Below are 18,252 nucleotides of genomic sequence, written 5' to 3' on the forward strand. Positions count from 1 at the left end.
ATGGCGCGGCCTGTGGCAGCGACCTGTGGGTCACCCGCCGCGCATCTCGCGCCTTAACGGGAAGACTGCTTCCCGAAAGTGCAATCCGCTGAGGCCACGTTCTGGAAAACGAAATCACTCGACATCGGATCACCTCCTTTCGATTTGTTGAACACACACTCATGATGGGGTGCGTCGCAGCAAATGACAAGTGCCATGCTGAAAAAGGCGCCTTGTCGGAAAAATGCGTCTAGCCTGATCCCGTGCTTCGGCTTGCGATCCACGGCTCAAACGGACAAGATTGCGCATCGGGCCGTGGGGGAACGAGCATGGATGCCACCGAAAGAGCTGCGCGCATCGTTCGAACGGTGATCGAGGCGCTGAAGCCGGGCTTTGCCGTCAGGCTGTGGACCGGGGAACGGATCGGTCCCGCCAGCGGTCCGGTGCTGGCCATCAACGATCAGGACATCGTCTGGCAATTGGCCCGACGGCCGAATTTCTCGACGCTGCTGGAGATGTGGATTTCCAGGACCATAGACGTCGAGGACGGGTCGCTGTTCGATCTCTACGCCTTGCCGTCACAGGGAAAGCTGAGGCTCAAAGCGTTGCCGAAGCTGGCGATCCTGCGCGACCTGCCAGCCGTCCTGTTCTCGCGACGGCAGATGACGAAACGAGCCGATCTGGCCGGGCGCAATCCCTTTGTCAGCGGTTCGAACAAGCAGGCGATCGAACATCACTACGACATTTCGAACGCCTTCTACCGGCTCTTCCTCGATGAGCGCATGGTCTACACCTGTGCCTATTTCACCGATTTCGCCAATGGCATCGACCAGGCGCAGCAGGACAAGCTCGACCATATCTGCCGCAAGCTGAGGCTGAAGCCGGGCGACCGGCTGCTCGACATCGGCTGCGGCTGGGGCGCGATGCTGATCCATGCCGCCAAGCATTATGGCGCCATCGGCCATGGCGTCTCGCTGTCGGAGGAGCAGACCCGTCTGGCGCGCGAGCGCATCAGCGCCGAGGGGCTGGAGGACAAGATCACCATCGACATCAAGTCCTATACCGAGCTCGACGGCAGTTATGACAAGATCTCGTCGATCGGCATGTTCGAGGCCGTCGGCCTCGCCAACCACGCCACCTATTTCTCGACCGTCCACCGGCTGCTGAAGCCGGGTGGCATCTATCTGCACCACGCCATCACAAGGCGCGGCAAGGGCGCCACGCGCAAGACGCTGCGCAAGGGCGCGGAATACAAGGCGCTGATCAAATACATCTTCCCCGGCGGCGAGGTCGACACGATCGGCATGACAACAGGCAATCTCGAGGCGCACGGCTTTCTCGTCGCCGACGTCGAGAATCTGCGTGAGCATTACGCCTGCACATGCAGGCTGTGGGCCGAGCGCCTGCATGCCCGCTTCGACGAGGCGATCGCCGAGGTCGGCGAACCCAAGGCGCGGCTCTGGCTGCTTTACCTGACCGGCTGTTCGATCACTTTCGATCGCGGTTCGGCGCAAATTTTCCAGACCGTCGTCACCAAGCGCGCGCGGGGCCAGAGCGGTCTGCCGCCGACGCGGGCCGATCTGTACCGGTAGTGCGAGACACGCTCGCGCCTTACTCGGCGATGCCAAGCGAGGCGATGTAAGCCGCCGAAGCGGGGATCTTGGACTTGTCCCTGATCTCGATGATGAGGCGCGGATTGCTTTCGAGTTTCGCCAGCGCGGCAAAGACCGAGCGCCATGGAAGCGTGCCTTCGCCGAGGCTCCAGTGACGATCGGCGTAGCCGTCGGCATCCTGCAAATGGATGTGCTGCAGGCGGTTGCCTGCAGCATGCACATAGTAATCTACCGGCGGAGCACCGGTCGAGCCATGGGCATAGTAGGCGTGGCCAGTGTCTATCGAGACGGCAACCGCAGGGGAGTTGAAGCTGTCGGCCAACGCCACGCGAATATGCGGATCCTTGTCCTCAATGTTCTCCAGGACCATCGTGCAGCCGATGTTCTCAGCCCGCCGGACGGCATCGCGCATCGTCAGATGGCAGTACTCGATTATTTTCTCCCGCTCGCCGGGATTGTTGTCGAGATTGTTATAGGACCAGGTCGTGTAGGGGCTGTGAACGACCATATGCGTCGCGCCGATGGCAGCGCAGACCTCGATACCCTGGATGAGACGTTTGCTGACGACACTACGGATATCGGGATCCTGCGAGGCAATGGTGAAGCCCCAGAAAGGCCCGTGAATGCCGAGCCGCCCTTCATGTCCGTCGAGGAGCTTGTTGGCGCGGGCGGCGAGCGGCGCCCAGTCGCCATTGAGGACGTCAGCCTCGGCGAAGCTCTGCAGTTCCAGGTCACGCTGCTTTTCGAACAGCCAGTCGCGATGGATTTCGAGGTCGTCGAGCGTCATGGCAGCGCCAAGAACGGGCAGGGAAGTCATAGGCACTCCGAGGGGTTTGATTTCAAGGTGTCGGGCGGCAAGACGGATCGCGCCGAGGGCTGTATGACGCCGTTTTCTGTCATGCGTATTACACGCTGTGCCAAGCCTCCAGGTGAGATGCAGGCGGCATGCCGCCGCAACGCGGCTCGGCGGGATCTAGACGAAGCGCATCGGCGCGCCGATCTCGACGCGGGCCGGCCGGTCGACCGTGCAATAGACACCGAGATTGTGCGCGTTGTGGCGGACCAGGTTGCGCAGGATACCGGGATCGTGCTCGAAGCCGTCCTGGCCGATGATGGTGAAGCCGCAGCGGCGGCATGGTTCGGAGATGGTCAGCAGCAGGTCGCCGATGGCGAACTTGCGGCCGATCCATTCGGTTTCGGGAAACGAGCCGTCGACCGCCGCCATATCCACGACGATGTTGGGACGGAAGCGGCGCGGGTCGGCGGCGCCATCCGGATGCAGCGCCTTCAGGCGCGCCAGCGAGGCCGTGGTCAAGAGATGGATCGGCGCCTTGGCATAGCGGGCCGCGGTGACCGGACCGGCGTAGGCCGGTGGCGCATTCTCCCGGCCGAACGGCCGGATCGAGGCAGCGAAGCCGAGATAGGCCGATATGGCGCGGTCGCATGCGGCGCCGGGTGCGCCTAGCCAGTCGCCGTCAGGGATGGCGATCTCCAGTTCGCGATCATTGGTCAGCCGGGTGCGGATGCGCGGCACCTTGTGCCATTTCGCCTCGCGGTCGGGCCGCGCGATCTCGTTGTCCGAGGTATCGACGAGGCCGAACATGCGGTCGCCCGCCATGCCCGCCGGTCCGACCACGACGGCGTCCTGACGCTCGCCGGCGAGCGAACTCGCCGGATAGCGCCAGAGCTCAGCAACGGTGCCGACATCATTCATTCCGCTGGTCTCTCTTTGGCCGGGCTTCCCCGCGACCCTGACCAGTCGTTTTCAGCCCTTCTTGTTCTGCCGGTTGGCGATGAGATCGTCAACGACGGCCGGATCGGCGAGTGTCGATGTATCGCCAAGGGCGGCAAAATCATCCTCGGCGATCTTGCGCAGGATGCGGCGCATGATCTTGCCTGAGCGCGTCTTGGGCAGGCCGGGCGAGAACTGGATCTTGTCGGGCGAGGCGATGGCGCCGATCTCCTTGCGGACATGGGCGACGAGCTCCTTGCGCAGCTCCTCGGTCGGCTCCACGCCCTTCATCAAGGTGACATAGCTGTAGATGCCCTGGCCCTTGATGTCGTGGGGATAGCCGACGACGGCGGCCTCGGAGACCTTGTCATGGCTGACCAGCGCCGATTCGACTTCGGCCGTGCCCATGCGATGGCCGGAGACGTTGATGACGTCGTCGACGCGACCGGTGATCCAGTAATAGCCATCGGCATCGCGCCGGCAGCCGTCGCCGGTGAAGTACTTACCCTTGTAGGTGGAGAAATAGGTCTGCACGAAACGGTCATGGTCGCCATAGACGGTGCGCATCTGGCCGGGCCAGGAATCGGTGATGCAGAGATTGCCGTCGGCCGCCCCTTCCAGCACCTTGCCTTCGCCGTCGACCAGCTGCGGCTTGACGCCGAAGAAGGGCCGCGTCGCCGAGCCTGCCTTGAGGTCGGTGGCGCCGGGCAGCGGCGTGATCAGGATGCCGCCGGTCTCGGTCTGCCACCAGGTGTCGACGATCGGCACCTTGCCGTTGCCGACGACGTTGAAATACCACTCCCAGGCCTCTGGATTGATCGGCTCGCCGACCGAGCCGAGCACGCGCAGCGATTTGCGCGAAGTCTTCGTCACCGGATCGTTCCCGGCGCCCATCAGTGCGCGCAGCGCCGTCGGCGCGGTGTAGAAGATGTTGACCTTGTGCTTGTCGATGACTTCCCAGAAGCGCGACTGCGACGGGTAATTCGGCACGCCTTCGAACATCAGAGTGGTGGCGCCGTTGGCGAGGGGGCCATAGACGATGTAGCTGTGGCCGGTGACCCAGCCGACATCGGCGGTACACCAGTAGATATCGCCGTCATGATAGTCGAAGACATATTGGTGCGTCATCGAGGCATAGACGAGATAGCCGGCGGTGGTGTGCAGGACGCCCTTCGGCTTGCCGGTCGAGCCTGAAGTGTAGAGGAGGAACAGCGGATCCTCCGCCTTCATCTTTTCAGGCTTGCACTCGGCCTTCACCGTCGCGACCTCGTCGTGGTACCAGACGTCACGGCCCGGCGCCCAGCCAATCTTGCCGCCGGTGCGGCGCACGACGACGACGTTCTTGACCATCACATGCTGCCTGGCGGCAATGTCGATGGCCTTGTCGGTGTTCTCCTTCAGCGGGATCGGCTTGCCGCCGCGCAGACCTTCATCCGATGTGATGACGAAGGTCGATTCGCAGTCGACGATGCGTCCGGCCAGTGCGTCGGGCGAGAAGCCGCCGAAGACGATCGAATGGATGGCGCCGATGCGCGTGCAGGCGAGCATCGCATAGGCGGCTTCCGGGATCATCGGCATATAGATGGTGACGCGGTCGCCCTTCTTGACGCCGTGCTTCTTCATCACATTGGCGAGCCGGCAGACATGCTCGTAGAGCTCGTTGTAGGTGATCTTCTTGTCGTCGTAGGGGTTGTCGCCTTCCCAGATGATGGCGGTCTGGTCACCGCGCTTCTTCAGGTGACGGTCGATGCAATTGTAGGAAACATTGGTCAGCCCGTCCTCGAACCACTTGATCGAGACCTTGCCGTCGAAGGAGGTGTTCTTGACCTTGCTGTAGGGCTTGAACCAGTCGATGCGCTTGCCGTGCTTGCCCCAGAACTTGTCCGGATTTTTCACGCTGTCGGCGTACCACTTCAGGTAGGTGTCATTGTTGATCAGCGCGTTTTTCTTCCACGCCGGCTGGACGCGGTGCACATGAACCTCGGACATTTCGTTACTTCCTCCCGAACCAAACCGCCGGCTTGACCGCCAACGGGATCGCGGCGACGCGGCCGCGAATTCGCGCGCATTATTAACAGTTACGCGGTGACGGCAATATTAGACGTTGGATTCGCGTGGCGGGATGCCGCAGGTGGCTTCCTGAGTGTCTGTCAGCACTCGCACAGGCTCGCTGCTAACTGCATGTTTTCTCATGTTAAACCCGGTTTCAATGAAGAAAAAATCAATAGACGGTTAATCAACGGCGCGCACAATCAGTTGTGGGAGGACAGGAGAATCAACCTGGGGACCGCAATGCGCGACCATTCCGAAATGGACTTGATGCTCAAGGGCTATGGCTTGACCACGGCCAAGATTCTTTATCACTTCCCCGACCATCCGCATCTGCTGCAGAGCTTCATCTGGCAGGACTACGACCTGGCGCCGAAGTTTCCGGTGCTGATCCGGTTCATCGAATTCTGGAAAGCCAAGCTGGACGGGCCACTGCACTCGGTCGTCTACACGCACCAGAAACTGATCGCGCCAAATGAATGGCGCAAGGTGGATGGCGAGTTCGTGCTGCACTGACGACGTTGCAGACGGTCTGTTTCCATTCTCGTGCGGCGACAGCAAAGCTGCCGTCGGCTATCCTTTCCCGGCGGCGCGGCAAGGCAAGGTGCCCAGGGCGGCGTCCGCGATCGGGAGAACGGACATGACCGCCTTCGACTATGCCGCGCTGCTGCTTCGGGTCAGCGTCGGCGGCCTGTTTCTTGCCCATGCCTATCTGAAATACTTCGTCTTCACGCCCAAGGGCACAACCGACTATTTCCAGTCGCTCGGCGTGCCCGGTTATTTCGGCTTGATCTCCATCGCCGCCGAAACAGCCGGCGGCCTCGGCCTGATCTTCGGCGTGGCCACGCGGCTGGCGGCCATCCTGCTCATTCCCCTCATGCTGGGCACAATCGTGCTCGTTCACGGCAAGAATGGCTTCTGGTTCACCAATGCAGGCGGTGGCTGGGAATATCCGGCGCTTTGGATCGTCTGCCTGATCGTCATCGCCCTGATCGGTAGCGGCCATCCGGCACTTTGGCCGATCTGGGGATAGGGCACTCCGGGGCCCGGGCCGTGCGGTACACGACCCAGGCAAGGAAATGTCAGACCGCCGGCGGGTTCAGCCGAGCAAAGCCTTCCTGCCGCCGATAGGGAAAATACGGGTAGGGTGCGGTGACTTCGCTTGCCGCGTCGAGTTTCTTCACCTGCTCCGGCGTCAGCGACCAGCCGACGGCGCCGAGGTTCTGGCGCAGTTGTTCCTCGTTGCGGGCGCCGATGATGACGGAGGAAACGGTCGGGCGCTGCAACAGCCAGTTGATGGCGATCTGCGGCACGGTCTTGCCGGCCTCCTCGGCCACCGCGTCAAGCGCATCCATCACCCGGTAGAGATGCTCGTCCTCGACCGGCGGGCCAAAGCTTGCCGTGTCATGCAGCCGGCTCTTTTCCGGCAGTGGTTGGCCGCGACGGATCTTTCCGGTCAGGCGGCCCCAGCCGAGCGGGCTCCACACCAGCGCGCCGACGCCCTGGTCGAGGCCGAGCGGCATAAGTTCCCACTCATAGTCGCGGCCAACAAGCGAATAGTAGACCTGATGCGCAGCGTAGCGCGGGTAGCCGTGCTTGTCGGCCTCGGCCAGCGACTTCATCACTTGCCAGCCGGAGAAATTGGAGACGCCGACATAACGCAGCTTGCCGGCGCGTACGAGGTCGTCCAGCGTCGACAGCACCTCCTCGATCGGCGTGCCGGCATCGAAGGCGTGCAGTTGCAACAGGTCGATGTAATCGGTGCCGAGGCGCTTCAGCCCGGCGTCCACCGCCTTGATCAGCCGCGAACGCGAAGAGCCGTAGTCGGCCGGGCCGTCACCCATCGGCAGCGAGGTCTTGGTCGAGATCAGCACGGCATCGCGGCGGCCTTTTAACGCTTCGCCGAGCACCTCTTCGGAAGCGCCGCTCGAATAGACGTCGGCGGTGTCGAACAGATTGACGCCGGCTTCCAGGCAGATGTCGATCAGCCGCCGCGCTTCGACGGCGTCGCTGTTGCCCCAGGCGCCGAACAGCGGGCCGGAGCCGCCAAAGGTTCCCGCGCCAAACGAGAGTGCGGGCACTTTCAGGCCCGAAGTGCCGAGACGTCGATAATCCATTTTCTTACTCCTGGTAGTTTGGAAAGAGATGTCTAAACGATCCGGTTGGCTAACGAGCGTCAGGACCGAACGGAGACAGGCGCGCCGAGCGCATTGCTACGATCGATACGCAGGGCCAATCCCGCCACGCCGAGCGCTGCGACCGGCAGCAAGGCGGCGACCCAGGTGAGTGAACTGAGCCCCATTCCATGGGCGATGACCGCGCCACCAAGCCAGGCACCGGCGGCGTTGCCGAGATTGAAGGCGGCGATGTTGAAGGATGAGGCAAGGCTCTGGCCCGCCCCTTGCGCCTTGTCCAGCACCCACATCTGCAGCGGCGCCACGGTGGCAAAAGCGGCGGCCCCGAGCAGGCCGACATAGATGACGGCCATGACCTGGCTGTGGATGGCAAAGCTCATGGTTGCCAGCACCAGCGCCAGCACAACGAGGCTGCCCAGCACGGCCGGCACCAGCCAGCGGTCGGCGACCTTGCCGCCGGCGAGATTGCCGGCGATGAGTCCGCCACCGAAGACGAGCAGGATCGGCGACACGGCGGCTTCCTTGAAGCCGCTGATCTCGGTCAGCAGCGGGGCGATGTAGGTGAAGACGGCGAAGACGCCGGCATAGCCGAGCACGGTGGTGGCGAGGCCGAGCAGGACGGGCGTACGGCGCAGCACGGCAAGATCGGTGCCCAGATCGCTCTTCTCGGGCGCCTCTTGGCTGCGCGCCACCAGAGCCAGGATGACTGCGAAGGCCGCCAGGCCGACCAGCGTCACTGCCCAGAAGGTGGCGCGCCAGCCAAAGGCCTGGCCGAGCCAGGTGCCTAAGGGTACGCCGAGGATGTTGGCGATGGTGAGCCCGGTGAACATCAGCGCAATCGCCGAGGCCTTCTTGTTGGGCGCGACCAGGCCGGTGGCGACGACCGAGCCGACGCCAAAGAAGGTGCCATGAGCGAAGGCGGTGATGATGCGGGCGCCCATCAGCGTCCAGTAGTCTGGCGCCAGCGCACAGGCGAGATTGCCCAGCGTGAAGATCGCCATCAGCGCCAGAAGCACGGTCTTGCGTGGCCAGTTGGCGGTGGCGATGGTGAGTAAGGGCGCGCCAATGACGACGCCGAGCGCATAGCCCGAAATGAGCTGGCCGGCGGCCGAGATCGAGACGCCGAGATCTTTGCTGACATCGAGCAGCAGACCCATGATGACGAATTCGGTGACACCAATGCCGAAGGCACCGGCAGCGAGGGCATAGAGAGCAAGAGGCATGGCTGTTTCCACTTCCAAGACGGCCCGTTAAGCCGACGAGCGCCTTGTCCAAACCCGCGCCCCGACCCGAAAGATCGTGTCGCCATGCATTGTGAACCAGACTTGCATTGGGCACATTTTCTGTGAAATAGATTCACAGATGGCGAGATCCGACATCAACCGCTCGGGCGAGATCGAAGTTTTTGTCCGCGTCGTCGAGGCGGGCAGTTTTTCCGCCGCCGCGCGTGCGCTGCGCATGACGCCGTCGGCGGTGAGCAAACTGATCGCGCGGCTGGAAGCCCGGCTTGGCGCGCGGCTGGTCAGCCGCTCAACGCGCAAGCTGCAGCTGACGCCTGAGGGGACCGCGTTCTATGAAAGCGGGCTGCGCATCCTGGCCGATATGGCGGCAGCCGAGCGCGAGGCGGCGGCGGGTGCCGCACCGCGTGGGCGGCTGCGCGTCAACACCTATGTGCCGTTCGGGGTGCACCGGCTGATCCCGCTGTTGCCGGGTTTCCTCGAACGCTATCCCGAAATTTCGGTCGATCTGGTGCTGACCGACAGCGTCATCGACCTGATGGCCGAACGCGCCGATGTCGCCATCCGCGCCGGTCCGCTCGGCGAATCACGGCTGGTGGCGCGCAAGCTCGGGCAGAGTCCTGTGGTCATGGTTGCGGCACCCTCCTACCTCGAAACGCATGGCATACCGCTGACGCCGGCCGATCTCGACGGCCACAACCGCATGGGCTTCGGCTTCGTCAGGCATATCGACGGCTGGCCGTTCCGCGACGCGGAGGGCCGCGCCATCGTGATCCCGATCACCGGCAACACGCTGGTCAGCGACGGCGAGGCGATGCGGCTGATGGCGCTGGCCGGAGCGGGCATTGCCCGGCTGGCGTGCTGGCACGTGGCGGCCGATATCGCCGCCGGGCGGCTGGTGGCGCTGCTGGAGGATTTCAATCCGGGCGACGAGGAGGCGACCCACGCCGTCTATGTCGGTCAGGGCCGGCACCTGCCGGCGCGAGTGCGGGCCTTTCTCGATTTCCTGGCCGAGACCGTGCGGCTCTGACGAAATCAAAAGCCGCGCACCGATGGGCACGCGGCTTTCGAGCAAGTTCGATGACGATCAGGCCTTCGGCACGAAGGGGGCAGGGCGCCGGCCAGCCGCCTGGCGCTCCAGCATCCAGCCGGGATATTCGGACGGGAGCGCGCTGGCCTCATCGAGCTTGGCGAGATCGTCCGCGTCGAGCTTCACTTCAGTGGCGGCAAGGTTCTGCTCGAGCTGGTCCACGCGGCTGGCGCCGATGATCACGCTCATCACGAAAGGCTTGGCCAGGACATAGCCGAGCGCCACCGTGGCGACGCTGACATCATGCTTTTTTGCAATCTCGCGCATGACGGCGACGGCCGCCCAGGCGCGGTCCTCATTGACCGGCGGGAAGTTGAAGGACGCGCGGCGGCCCTCGCCATTGCCAGGCGCGCCGGGGCCGTATTTGCCGGAGAGCAGGCCGCCGGCCATCGGCGACCACACCATCAGGCCGAGCTTTTCCTCGTTGATCAGGGGCACGATCTCGCGCTCGAGGTCGCGGCCGGCGATCGAATAATAGGACTGGATGGTCTCGAAGCGGGCGAAGCCCTTGCGGTCGGCGATGCCGAGCGCCTTGGCGATGCGCCACGCCGCCCAGTTCGACACGCCGACATAGCGGACCTTGCCGCTGGCAACGAGATCGTCGAGTCCCCTTAGCGTCTCGTCGATGGGCGTGACGGCGTCGGTGCCGTGCAACTGATAGAGATCGATATGGTCGAGCTGCAGCCGTTCGAGGCCGGCATCGACCGAATCCATGATGTGGCCGCGCGAGGAGCCGCGCTCGTTCGGGCCCTGGCCCTTGGCGCCGTGGACCTTAGTGGCGATGACCACGCTCGACCTGGCGACACCGAGATCCCTAAGCGACTGGCCGAGCAGGCGCTCGGACTGACCGAAGGAGTAGACGTCGGCGGTGTCGAAGAAATTGACCCCGGCGGCTATCGAGCGGCCGACAATCTCATTGACGCCCTTTTGGTCGAGGCTGGCGATCAGGCCCCATTGGGCATTTTCGCCGGCGGCGCCGAAGGTCATGGTGCCGAGGCACAGTTCGGAGACGAACATACCCGTATTTTCAAGCTGGTTATAACGCATGGCGAAGGCTCCAGGAGATTATTTGATGACACAAACCAAATAGGAACGGTGCGTTTCGTTTCCAGTGGTGGTGCAATGGACCTTTTCAAGCTGGACCATCCTCGGGCGACCGTCACGACCGCTGCATTTATGATGGTGGTGTCAGAATTTGTCAGAGATCGATGACCCGGATCATCGTATTTGAGCGACGATTGACCTCCTCGGCGAAGTCGTCATGCCACCCGGGACCGGAAAGAAGATGTTCCGCAAGCGAAGGTTTTGCCCCGATCAGCCGTTCATAGTCCTCAACAGCCAATACGACGGCAACTGGCTTTCCGTGCACGGTAATGGTTTGCGGCCCTCTTTCTCGCAACTGCCTCAACAGCTTCGAGAGATTGCACTTTTCGCTCTGAATATCCCAGTTCATGAGGACTGCTCGCTGAATAGCTTGGCAAGCATATATCAGACGCGGCAGAGGGCCTACCGGCTGCCGAAAATCGCCGAGCCGACGCGGACGCTGGTGGCGCCGAAGGCGATCGCCGTCTCATAGTCGCCGGACATGCCCATCGACAGTTTGGCGACGCCGGCCTCGCGCCCAAGCTTTTCCAGCAGGGCGAAATGCGGGCCGGGGTTCTCGTCCGCCGGCGGGATGCACATCAGGCCTTCGATGGCGAGGCCGTGGACATCGCGGCAGCGGGCGACAAAGGCCACGGCGTCGCGGGGCTCGATGCCGGCCTTCTGCGGCTCGGAACCGGTGTTGACCTGGACATAGAGTTTTGGGGTGCGGCCCTGCCGGGCAACTTCCTTGGCGAGTTCGGCGGCGATCTTGTCGCGGTCGACCGTTTCGATGACGTCGAACAGCGCCACTGCTTCCTTGGCCTTGTTCGATTGCAGCGGACCGATCAAATGCAGTTCGATATCAGCAAAGGCCTGCTTCAGATCAGGCCATTTGCCTTGCGCCTCCTGGACGCGGTTCTCGCCGAAGACGCGCTGGCCGGCCTCGATCACCGGCTGGATGTCGGCGGCGTCAAAGGTCTTGGAGACGGCGACCAGCGTCACCGCGCCGGCTTCGCGGCGGGCCTCCTGCTCGGCGGCGGCGATCTTCGCCTTGACCGCGAAAAACTGCTGAACGGTTTCACCCATATGCAAATCCCGCTGTTTTGACTCGCGTTTTTAGCCGCCGCGATGCCCATATGGTTGACGGGTTTGCCAAACCATGGTGAACACCCGGACCACATTCCCTGAACCGCCGAGCTGTCGCCCGCGGTTCGCGCCTGCTTTTAAGTGAAAAACGTCCCATGGCAACCGAACGATACAACCCGCGTGCGTCAGAGCCCAAATGGCAGAAGGCCTGGGCTGAGAAGAAGCTGTTCGAAGCGCACAATGACGACCCGAAGCCGAAATACTACGTGCTCGAGATGTTTCCCTACCCGTCGGGGCGCATCCATATCGGCCACACCCGCAACTACACGATGGGCGATGTGGTGGCGCGCTACAAGCGGGCCAAGGGCTTCAACGTGCTGCACCCGATGGGCTGGGACGCCTTCGGCATGCCGGCGGAAAACGCGGCTATGCAGAACAAGGTTCACCCCAAGGAATGGACCTACCAGAACATCGCTACCATGCGCGAGCAGCTCAAGGTCATGGGCCTGTCGCTGGACTGGGCGCGCGAATTCGCCACTTGCGATGTCGATTACTACCACCGCCAGCAGATGCTGTTCCTCGATTTCGTCGAGAAGGGGCTGGTGACGCGCAAATCCTCCAAGGTCAACTGGGACCCGGAGGACATGACGGTGCTCGCCAACGAGCAGGTCATCGATGGGCGCGGCTGGCGCTCGGGCGCGCTGGTCGAACAGCGTGAGCTGACGCAGTGGTTCTTCAAGATCACCGATTTTGCGCAGGACCTGCTGGAATCGCTCGACGGCCTCGACGAATGGCCCGAGAAAGTGAAGCTGATGCAGCAGAACTGGATCGGCCGTTCGGAAGGCCTGCTGATCCGTTGGCCTCTGGCCTCGGACATCGCCGGCGAGCATGAGCTGGAAGTCTACACGACGCGGCCCGATACCATTTTCGGCGCCTCCTTCATGGCCGTCGCCGCCGATCACCCGCTGGCCAAAAAAGCCGCCGAGACCAATCCGGAGCTGGCGAAGTTCATCGACGAGGTCCGCCATATGGGCACTTCGGTGGCGGCGCTGGAGACGGCCGAGAAGAAAGGTTTCGACACCGGCATCCGAGTCGTCCATCCCTTTGACGACAACTGGACGCTGCCGGTCTACGTCGCCAACTTCGTGCTGATGGAATACGGCACCGGCGCCATCTTCGGCTGCCCGTCCGGCGACCAGCGCGACCTCGACTTCGCCAACAAATACGGCCTGCCGGTGATCCCCGTGGTGATGCCGGAGGGTGCCGACGCGAAGACCTTCCAGATCACCGAAGAAGCCTATGTCGACGACGGCGTGATGATCAATTCACGCTTCCTCGACGGCATGGAGCCGGACCGCGCCTTCGACGAGGTGGCGAAGCTGTTGGAGCAGAAGACGATCGGCAACCGGCCAATGGCCGAGCGCAAGGTCAATTTCCGCCTGCGCGACTGGGGCATTTCGCGCCAGCGCTACTGGGGCTGCCCGATCCCAATGATCCATTGCGAGGCTTGCGGCGTGGTGCCGGTGCCGAAGGCCGACCTGCCGGTCAAGCTGCCCGATGATGTCGATTTCGACCGGCCGGGCAATCCGCTCGACCGGCATCCGACCTGGCGGCATGTGAAGTGCCCGCAATGCGGTGGGGATGCGCGGCGCGAAACCGACACGATGGATACGTTCGTCGATTCGTCCTGGTATTTCGCCCGCTTCACTGCGCCCTGGGCGCACGAGCCGACCGATCCCAAGGCGGCCAATGAATGGCTACCGGTCGACCAGTATATTGGCGGCATCGAGCATGCGATCCTGCATCTGCTCTATTCGCGCTTCTTCACCCGTGCCATGCGCGAGACCGGCCATGTCGACCTGGCCGAGCCGTTCAAGGGCCTGTTCACGCAAGGCATGGTGGTGCACGAGACCTATCGTGTCGGATCGGCATCGAATGGCCGCTGGCTGGCGCCGACCGAGGTGCGGCTGGAGGGCCTCGACGGCGAACGCCGCGCCTTCGACATCGCCACCGGCGAGACCGTTACCATCGGCCCGCTCGAGAAGATGTCGAAGTCGAAGAAGAACACGGTGAGCCCGGAAGACATCACCGATGGCTACGGCGCCGACACGGCGCGCTGGTTCATGCTGTCGGATTCGCCGCCCGAGCGCGACGTCGAATGGACCGATGATGGCGCCGCCGGCGCGCATCGCTTCATGCAGCGCATCTGGCGGCTGGTAGCGACTGCGGCCGAGACGCTGGCCGACGTCAAGCCTGCCGCGGCTGACGCCGGTGAGGCGGGAGCGGTCTCGAAGGCCACGCATAAGATCCTGAAGGCCGTCGGCGAGGACATCGAGAAGCTCGGCTTCAACCGTGCCATCGCCCGCATCTATGAACTGGCCAACGTGCTGACCACGCCGCTCAACGCGGTGGCGGAAGGCAAGGCCGATGCGGCACTCAAAGGCGCCTGCCGCCAGGCGGTGGAGATCCTGGTGCATCTGGTCGCACCGGTCATGCCGCATCTGGCCGAAGAGTGCTGGGAGACGCTCGGCGGCACCGATCTGGTCGCCGAACGGCAGTGGCCGGTCTTCGATCCGGCACTGGTCGTCGACAACGAAGTGACCTATCCGGTTCAGGTCAACGGCAAGAAGCGGGGGGATTTGACAATTGCCCGCGACGCGGACCAAGGTGCGGTCGAAAAAGCGGTATTGGCTCTCGACTTCGTGCAGAAAGCGCTCGAAGGTAAGGCTCCGCGCAAGGTGATCATCGTGCCGCAGAGGATCGTCAATGTCGTTGCCTGATCGGGAAAAGACAGAGCGGAGCCGTTTGCTGCGCCGCATCGCGGTTGCCGGCCTGATCGGCTCGCTTGCGCTGGTTTCGGCCTGCACGGTGCGGCCGCTCTATTCCAATGCGCCGCTGTCGCCCGGCTCGAGCACTACAGCCAATTCCGAACTGGCGTCGATCGCCATCAAGCCGGTCAAGACGCGCTATGCCCAGCAGGTGCGCAACAATCTGATCTTCGGCTTCGGGCGCGGCGCCGGCGAACCGGCCTCGCCGGTTTATTCGCTTGATCTCACCGTGACCGAGGCCGTCGAATCCTCGGCCCTCGTTCAGGTCCAAACCGATCAGGACGAGCCGACCGCTGGTTCGGTGACACTGACCGCCAGCTATACGCTGACCGATGCGACAACCGGCGCCGTCGTCACGGTCGGCAAGCGCGCGATCACCTCGTCCTTCGACAGGCCGCGCCAGGAATTCGCCTCGTATCGGGCGCAGATCGATGCCGAAAATCGCGCCGCGCGTGAACTGGCTGAGGCCCTGCAGCTGTCCATCGCCCAGGATCTGGTCCGGCACGGCAAGAAGGCTGGCTAGCGCCGCTTTTCCTTTCACGGAAGAAGCCATCTCGGCCCTGTGCTTGGCCCGCTTTGCGCGGGCCGAGAGCCCCTTCTTTCGACCCTACGCCTGTCGATAAGTGGATGATCGTGGGCGACGATCGCCGGCTCGAATCCGGCTCGTCCCTCATCACTGCGAAAGATACATTTCGGTCGCTCCAACGGTGCTGATGGGAAGCAACTGTTAACCACTCGCTCCCTATTGCTCAGCAGTCGGTTCAGCGTGAGTCTTGAGAATGGAATCCAAGCGTTTTCCTCGGGTCAATTCATTGACAGTTTCGCCCGATAATCCCGAGGGTGAGCGTTTGAACAACAAGGCGGACGGCCAGCGGGCCGGCGCGGCCAGGGCCGGCAATTCCCCACCACCTCTCGATCTCGGCGGCAATGAAAGCCCGGCTTGGCAGGACTACTTTTTCCTGGCGCCCAATGTGCGGTTCACGCGCACGCCGGACTATGAGACCAGCACACGCCAGCCACGCCAGATCGCCTCTGAGCAAGGCGAACCGCATCCGCTGCCGGCGCGACAAGCAGTCGCACAGTCTGCTGCGGCCGCGACGTCCTCCGCAGTCTCCTCCCCGTCACTGTCGGCGACGATGAAACGCCGGAATTCCGCCTTGGAGGCCGCTCGGCCGCCCGCCAGCAACGGAGCAGTGATGCAAGAAAGGCGGGCAGCGCCGGCTGCGGCATCCGTTCCGCCAAGGCATGTTGGCGAAAATGTACGGGCTGCTGCGCCGGCGGGTGCGAGGACAGCGGTGACGGCACGTGCATCCGCACCGGCATCGTCTGCCCAGGCAATGGCGGCGCCGGCCAAAACACCAGGCCGCGAAACCGTACGCTGGCCCTATCTGTCCAATCACGTCTTCTTCGAACTCATGGCGCCTTACATGATCGAGAGCCCGTTACCGGCGCCGCGGGCGGTTCCGGCTTCGCGGCCGGCAGCGCCGGTCGTCTCCCCACGGGTCGACATCCGCTCCGCCACGGCCGATCCGACCGCGCTGTTCCGGATCATCGAATGCCTTCCAGGCCAGCAGACTCCGTCGACCGTGCCGGAAGTCCGCCCGGCCAACTCGAACCAAGCCGTGGTTCAACCGGCAGCGAGCAGCGCACCGCAACGGACCCGGGTGAAGGTTGCAATTCCGTCTGCTGCCAGCAACGGCGTTCCGCCACAGGTCGCGCAGGGCGTGGAGGAGGCCGTGCAGACTCCAGCCCTGCGCGTGTCTGCGCCGCTGCCCTTGGTCGGCAAGATCGTGCCGGCCACGACAGGCGATGCGTATGAACTTCCCTCGGAAGAGCTGCTGCAGCAGCCGCCGGAAGGGCAGGGTTTTTACATGTCGCAGGAGAGGCTCGAGCAGAATGCCGATCTTCTCGAAAGCGTGCTCGAGGATTTCGGTGTCCGCGGCGAGATCATCCACGTTCGCCCAGGTCCTGTCGTCACCCTCTACGAGTTCGAGCCGGCGCCGGGCGTCAAATCGTCCCGCGTCATCGGCCTCGCCGACGACATCGCCCGCTCCATGTCGGCGATCTCGGCACGCGTCGCCGTCGTGCCCGGACGCAACGTCATCGGCATCGAGCTTCCCAACGAGACCCGCGAGACCGTCTATTTCCGCGAACTGATCGAATCGCAAGGCTTCCGCAATACCAGCTGCAAGCTGGCGCTTTGCCTGGGCAAGACCATCGGCGGCGAGCCTGTCATCGCCGAACTGGCGAAGATGCCGCATCTGCTCGTCGCCGGCACCACCGGCTCCGGCAAGTCGGTTGCCATCAACACCATGATCCTGTCGCTGCTCTACCGGCTGAAGCCGGAAGAGTGCCGGCTGATCATGGTCGATCCCAAGATGCTCGAGCTCTCCGTCTATGACGGCATCCCGCATCTTCTGACCCCCGTCGTCACCGATCCCAAAAAGGCGGTCACCGCGCTCAAATGGGCGGTGCGCGAGATGGAGGACCGCTATCGCAAGATGGCGCGGCTCGGCGTGCGTAACATCGACGGCTACAATGAGCGCGCCGCCCAAGCCCGCGACAAGGGCGAGGCGGTCGTCATGACGGTGCAGGCCGGCTTCGAAAAGGGCACTGGCGAGCCTCTGTTCGAGGAGCAGGAAATCGATCTCGCGCCGATGCCCTACATCGTCGTCATCGTCGACGAGATGGCCGACCTGATGATGGTCGCCGGCAAGGAGATCGAAGGCGCCATCCAGCGCCTGGCGCAGATGGCGCGCGCCGCCGGCATCCACCTGATCATGGCGACGCAGCGACCCTCGGTCGATGTCATCACCGGCACGATCAAGGCCAACTTCCCGACCCGCATCTCCTTCCAGGTCACCTCCAAGATCGACAGCCGCACCATTCTGGGCGAGCAGGGCGCCGAACAGCTGCTTGGCCAGGGCGACATGCTGCACATGATGGGTGGCGGGCGGATTTCGCGCGTGCACGGCCCCTTCGTTTCCGATGCGGAGGTCGAGCATGTCGTGGCGCATCTGAAGGCGCAGGGCCGTCCGGAATATCTGGAAACCGTGACCGCCGACGAGGACGAGGAAGAAATCGAAGACGACCAGGGCGCGGTCTTCGACAAGGGATCCGTTGCCGCCGAAGACAGTGATGCCGCCTATGACGAGGCGGTCAAGGTGGTGGTGCGCGACAAGAAGTGCTCGACATCCTACATCCAGCGCCGCCTCGGCATCGGCTACAACCGCGCCGCATCCCTGGTCGAACGCATGGAGAAGGAAGGGCTGGTCGGCGCGCCTAACCATGTCGGCAAGCGCGAGATCATCATGGGCCGGCGCCCGCCGGTGGCCGCGCCTGATGACGACGGCGCGGATTGATCGGCAGCCTTTTCGGCGATCGAGCTACTTTTACGCGTAATAAAAAAGGCCGGTCGC

Annotated in this window: 15 protein-coding genes; 7 read left to right on the forward strand and 8 right to left on the reverse strand. The window is 63.5% G+C overall.

The features are described from left to right. Positions 1 to 308: 308 nt before the first annotated feature. Positions 309 to 1,571 carry a cyclopropane-fatty-acyl-phospholipid synthase family protein gene (locus HGP13_RS05540; protein ID WP_172222518.1) on the forward strand — a complete coding sequence of 421 codons (1,263 nt, stop codon included), beginning with the start codon at positions 309 to 311 and terminating at the stop codon, positions 1,569 to 1,571. Between the two features lie 19 nt (positions 1,572 to 1,590). Here the strand turns inward: HGP13_RS05540 and HGP13_RS05545 are convergent, their stop codons facing one another. The 3 genes from HGP13_RS05545 to acs form a co-directional block, all read right to left on the reverse strand. Continuing rightward, positions 1,591 to 2,409: a sugar phosphate isomerase/epimerase family protein gene (locus tag HGP13_RS05545; RefSeq protein WP_172222521.1), complete on the reverse strand. Its 819-nt coding sequence runs from the start codon at positions 2,407 to 2,409 to the stop codon at positions 1,591 to 1,593. A 156-nt stretch (positions 2,410 to 2,565) separates the two neighbouring features. After that, on the reverse strand, positions 2,566 to 3,306 hold the full coding sequence (locus HGP13_RS05550) for an MOSC domain-containing protein (protein WP_172222524.1): 741 nt from the start codon (positions 3,304 to 3,306) through the stop codon (positions 2,566 to 2,568). A 51-nt stretch (positions 3,307 to 3,357) separates the two neighbouring features. Further along, entirely contained in the window at positions 3,358 to 5,313 is a 1,956-nt protein-coding gene (gene acs, locus HGP13_RS05555; protein WP_172222526.1) for an acetate--CoA ligase, read from the reverse strand. A gap of 303 nt (positions 5,314 to 5,616) precedes the next feature. Between acs and HGP13_RS05560 the strand changes: the two genes are divergently transcribed. Both HGP13_RS05560 and HGP13_RS05565 read left to right on the forward strand, forming a co-directional pair. Then, the gene (locus HGP13_RS05560) at positions 5,617 to 5,889 is read left to right on the forward strand and encodes an usg protein (RefSeq protein ID WP_027060428.1); all 273 of its coding nucleotides are present in this window, start codon (positions 5,617 to 5,619) and stop codon (positions 5,887 to 5,889) included. A gap of 124 nt (positions 5,890 to 6,013) precedes the next feature. Continuing rightward, positions 6,014 to 6,406: a DoxX family protein gene (locus HGP13_RS05565; protein WP_172222529.1), complete on the forward strand. Its 393-nt coding sequence runs from the start codon at positions 6,014 to 6,016 to the stop codon at positions 6,404 to 6,406. Between the two features lie 49 nt (positions 6,407 to 6,455). Here HGP13_RS05565 and HGP13_RS05570 read toward each other — a convergent pair whose 3' ends face one another. Together HGP13_RS05570 and HGP13_RS05575 are read right to left on the reverse strand one after the other, a co-directional pair. Then, positions 6,456 to 7,490: an aldo/keto reductase gene (locus tag HGP13_RS05570; protein ID WP_172222532.1), complete on the reverse strand. Its 1,035-nt coding sequence runs from the start codon at positions 7,488 to 7,490 to the stop codon at positions 6,456 to 6,458. Between the two features lie 59 nt (positions 7,491 to 7,549). Further along, complete coding sequence (locus HGP13_RS05575; protein ID WP_172222534.1) at positions 7,550 to 8,731, reverse strand: MFS transporter; 1,182 nt, start codon at positions 8,729 to 8,731, stop codon at positions 7,550 to 7,552. A gap of 139 nt (positions 8,732 to 8,870) precedes the next feature. Here HGP13_RS05575 and HGP13_RS05580 point away from each other — a divergent pair, with 139 nt between their 5' ends. Further along, the gene (locus HGP13_RS05580) at positions 8,871 to 9,776 is read left to right on the forward strand and encodes a LysR substrate-binding domain-containing protein (RefSeq protein WP_172222537.1); all 906 of its coding nucleotides are present in this window, start codon (positions 8,871 to 8,873) and stop codon (positions 9,774 to 9,776) included. Positions 9,777 to 9,833: 57 nt separating this feature from the next. Here HGP13_RS05580 and HGP13_RS05585 read toward each other — a convergent pair whose 3' ends face one another. The 3 genes from HGP13_RS05585 to HGP13_RS05595 form a co-directional block, all read right to left on the reverse strand. Next, the gene (locus HGP13_RS05585; protein ID WP_172222540.1) at positions 9,834 to 10,883 is read right to left on the reverse strand and encodes an aldo/keto reductase; all 1,050 of its coding nucleotides are present in this window, start codon (positions 10,881 to 10,883) and stop codon (positions 9,834 to 9,836) included. A gap of 151 nt (positions 10,884 to 11,034) precedes the next feature. Then, entirely contained in the window at positions 11,035 to 11,289 is a 255-nt protein-coding gene (locus tag HGP13_RS05590) for a type II toxin-antitoxin system Phd/YefM family antitoxin (protein ID WP_172222543.1), read from the reverse strand. 53 nt (positions 11,290 to 11,342) lie between these two features. Next, positions 11,343 to 12,005, reverse strand: a complete 663-nt coding sequence (locus HGP13_RS05595; RefSeq protein ID WP_172222545.1) for a YggS family pyridoxal phosphate-dependent enzyme — start codon at positions 12,003 to 12,005, stop codon at positions 11,343 to 11,345. Positions 12,006 to 12,160: 155 nt separating this feature from the next. Between HGP13_RS05595 and leuS the strand changes: the two genes are divergently transcribed. The 3 genes from leuS (at position 12,161) to HGP13_RS05610 (ending at position 18,195) form a co-directional block, all read left to right on the forward strand. Beyond that, positions 12,161 to 14,785 (forward strand): leucine--tRNA ligase, encoded by a 2,625-nt coding sequence (gene leuS / locus HGP13_RS05600; RefSeq protein ID WP_172222548.1) that lies wholly within the window; start codon positions 12,161 to 12,163, stop codon positions 14,783 to 14,785. Next, positions 14,772 to 15,356, forward strand: a complete 585-nt coding sequence (gene lptE, locus HGP13_RS05605; RefSeq protein WP_172222551.1) for an LPS assembly lipoprotein LptE — start codon at positions 14,772 to 14,774, stop codon at positions 15,354 to 15,356. Before leuS ends, lptE begins: the two co-directional genes overlap by 14 nt. A 256-nt stretch (positions 15,357 to 15,612) precedes the next feature. Continuing rightward, the gene (locus tag HGP13_RS05610; protein WP_172222554.1) at positions 15,613 to 18,195 is read left to right on the forward strand and encodes a DNA translocase FtsK; all 2,583 of its coding nucleotides are present in this window, start codon (positions 15,613 to 15,615) and stop codon (positions 18,193 to 18,195) included. Positions 18,196 to 18,252: the final 57 nt, after the last annotated feature.

The organism is Mesorhizobium sp. NZP2077 (assembly GCF_013170805.1).
In the GTDB taxonomy this organism is placed as follows: Bacteria; Pseudomonadota; Alphaproteobacteria; order Rhizobiales; family Rhizobiaceae; genus Mesorhizobium.

Excerpts from the sequence above, each read along its gene's own strand:
- HGP13_RS05540 (WP_172222518.1), top strand. The coding sequence starts at position 309 with ATGGATGCCACCGAAAGAGCTGCGCGCATCGTTCGAACGGTGATCGAG.
- HGP13_RS05545 (WP_172222521.1), bottom strand. The coding sequence starts at position 2,409 with ATGACTTCCCTGCCCGTTCTTGGCGCTGCCATGACGCTCGACGACCTC.
- HGP13_RS05550 (WP_172222524.1), bottom strand. The coding sequence starts at position 3,306 with ATGAATGATGTCGGCACCGTTGCTGAGCTCTGGCGCTATCCGGCGAGT.
- acs (WP_172222526.1), bottom strand. The coding sequence starts at position 5,313 with ATGTCCGAGGTTCATGTGCACCGCGTCCAGCCGGCGTGGAAGAAAAAC.
- HGP13_RS05560 (WP_027060428.1), top strand. The coding sequence starts at position 5,617 with ATGCGCGACCATTCCGAAATGGACTTGATGCTCAAGGGCTATGGCTTG.
- HGP13_RS05565 (WP_172222529.1), top strand. The coding sequence starts at position 6,014 with ATGACCGCCTTCGACTATGCCGCGCTGCTGCTTCGGGTCAGCGTCGGC.
- HGP13_RS05570 (WP_172222532.1), bottom strand. The coding sequence starts at position 7,490 with ATGGATTATCGACGTCTCGGCACTTCGGGCCTGAAAGTGCCCGCACTC.
- HGP13_RS05575 (WP_172222534.1), bottom strand. The coding sequence starts at position 8,731 with ATGCCTCTTGCTCTCTATGCCCTCGCTGCCGGTGCCTTCGGCATTGGT.
- HGP13_RS05580 (WP_172222537.1), top strand. The coding sequence starts at position 8,871 with ATGGCGAGATCCGACATCAACCGCTCGGGCGAGATCGAAGTTTTTGTC.
- HGP13_RS05585 (WP_172222540.1), bottom strand. The coding sequence starts at position 10,883 with ATGCGTTATAACCAGCTTGAAAATACGGGTATGTTCGTCTCCGAACTG.
- HGP13_RS05590 (WP_172222543.1), bottom strand. The coding sequence starts at position 11,289 with ATGAACTGGGATATTCAGAGCGAAAAGTGCAATCTCTCGAAGCTGTTG.
- HGP13_RS05595 (WP_172222545.1), bottom strand. The coding sequence starts at position 12,005 with ATGGGTGAAACCGTTCAGCAGTTTTTCGCGGTCAAGGCGAAGATCGCC.
- leuS (WP_172222548.1), top strand. The coding sequence starts at position 12,161 with ATGGCAACCGAACGATACAACCCGCGTGCGTCAGAGCCCAAATGGCAG.
- lptE (WP_172222551.1), top strand. The coding sequence starts at position 14,772 with ATGTCGTTGCCTGATCGGGAAAAGACAGAGCGGAGCCGTTTGCTGCGC.
- HGP13_RS05610 (WP_172222554.1), top strand. The coding sequence starts at position 15,613 with ATGGAATCCAAGCGTTTTCCTCGGGTCAATTCATTGACAGTTTCGCCC.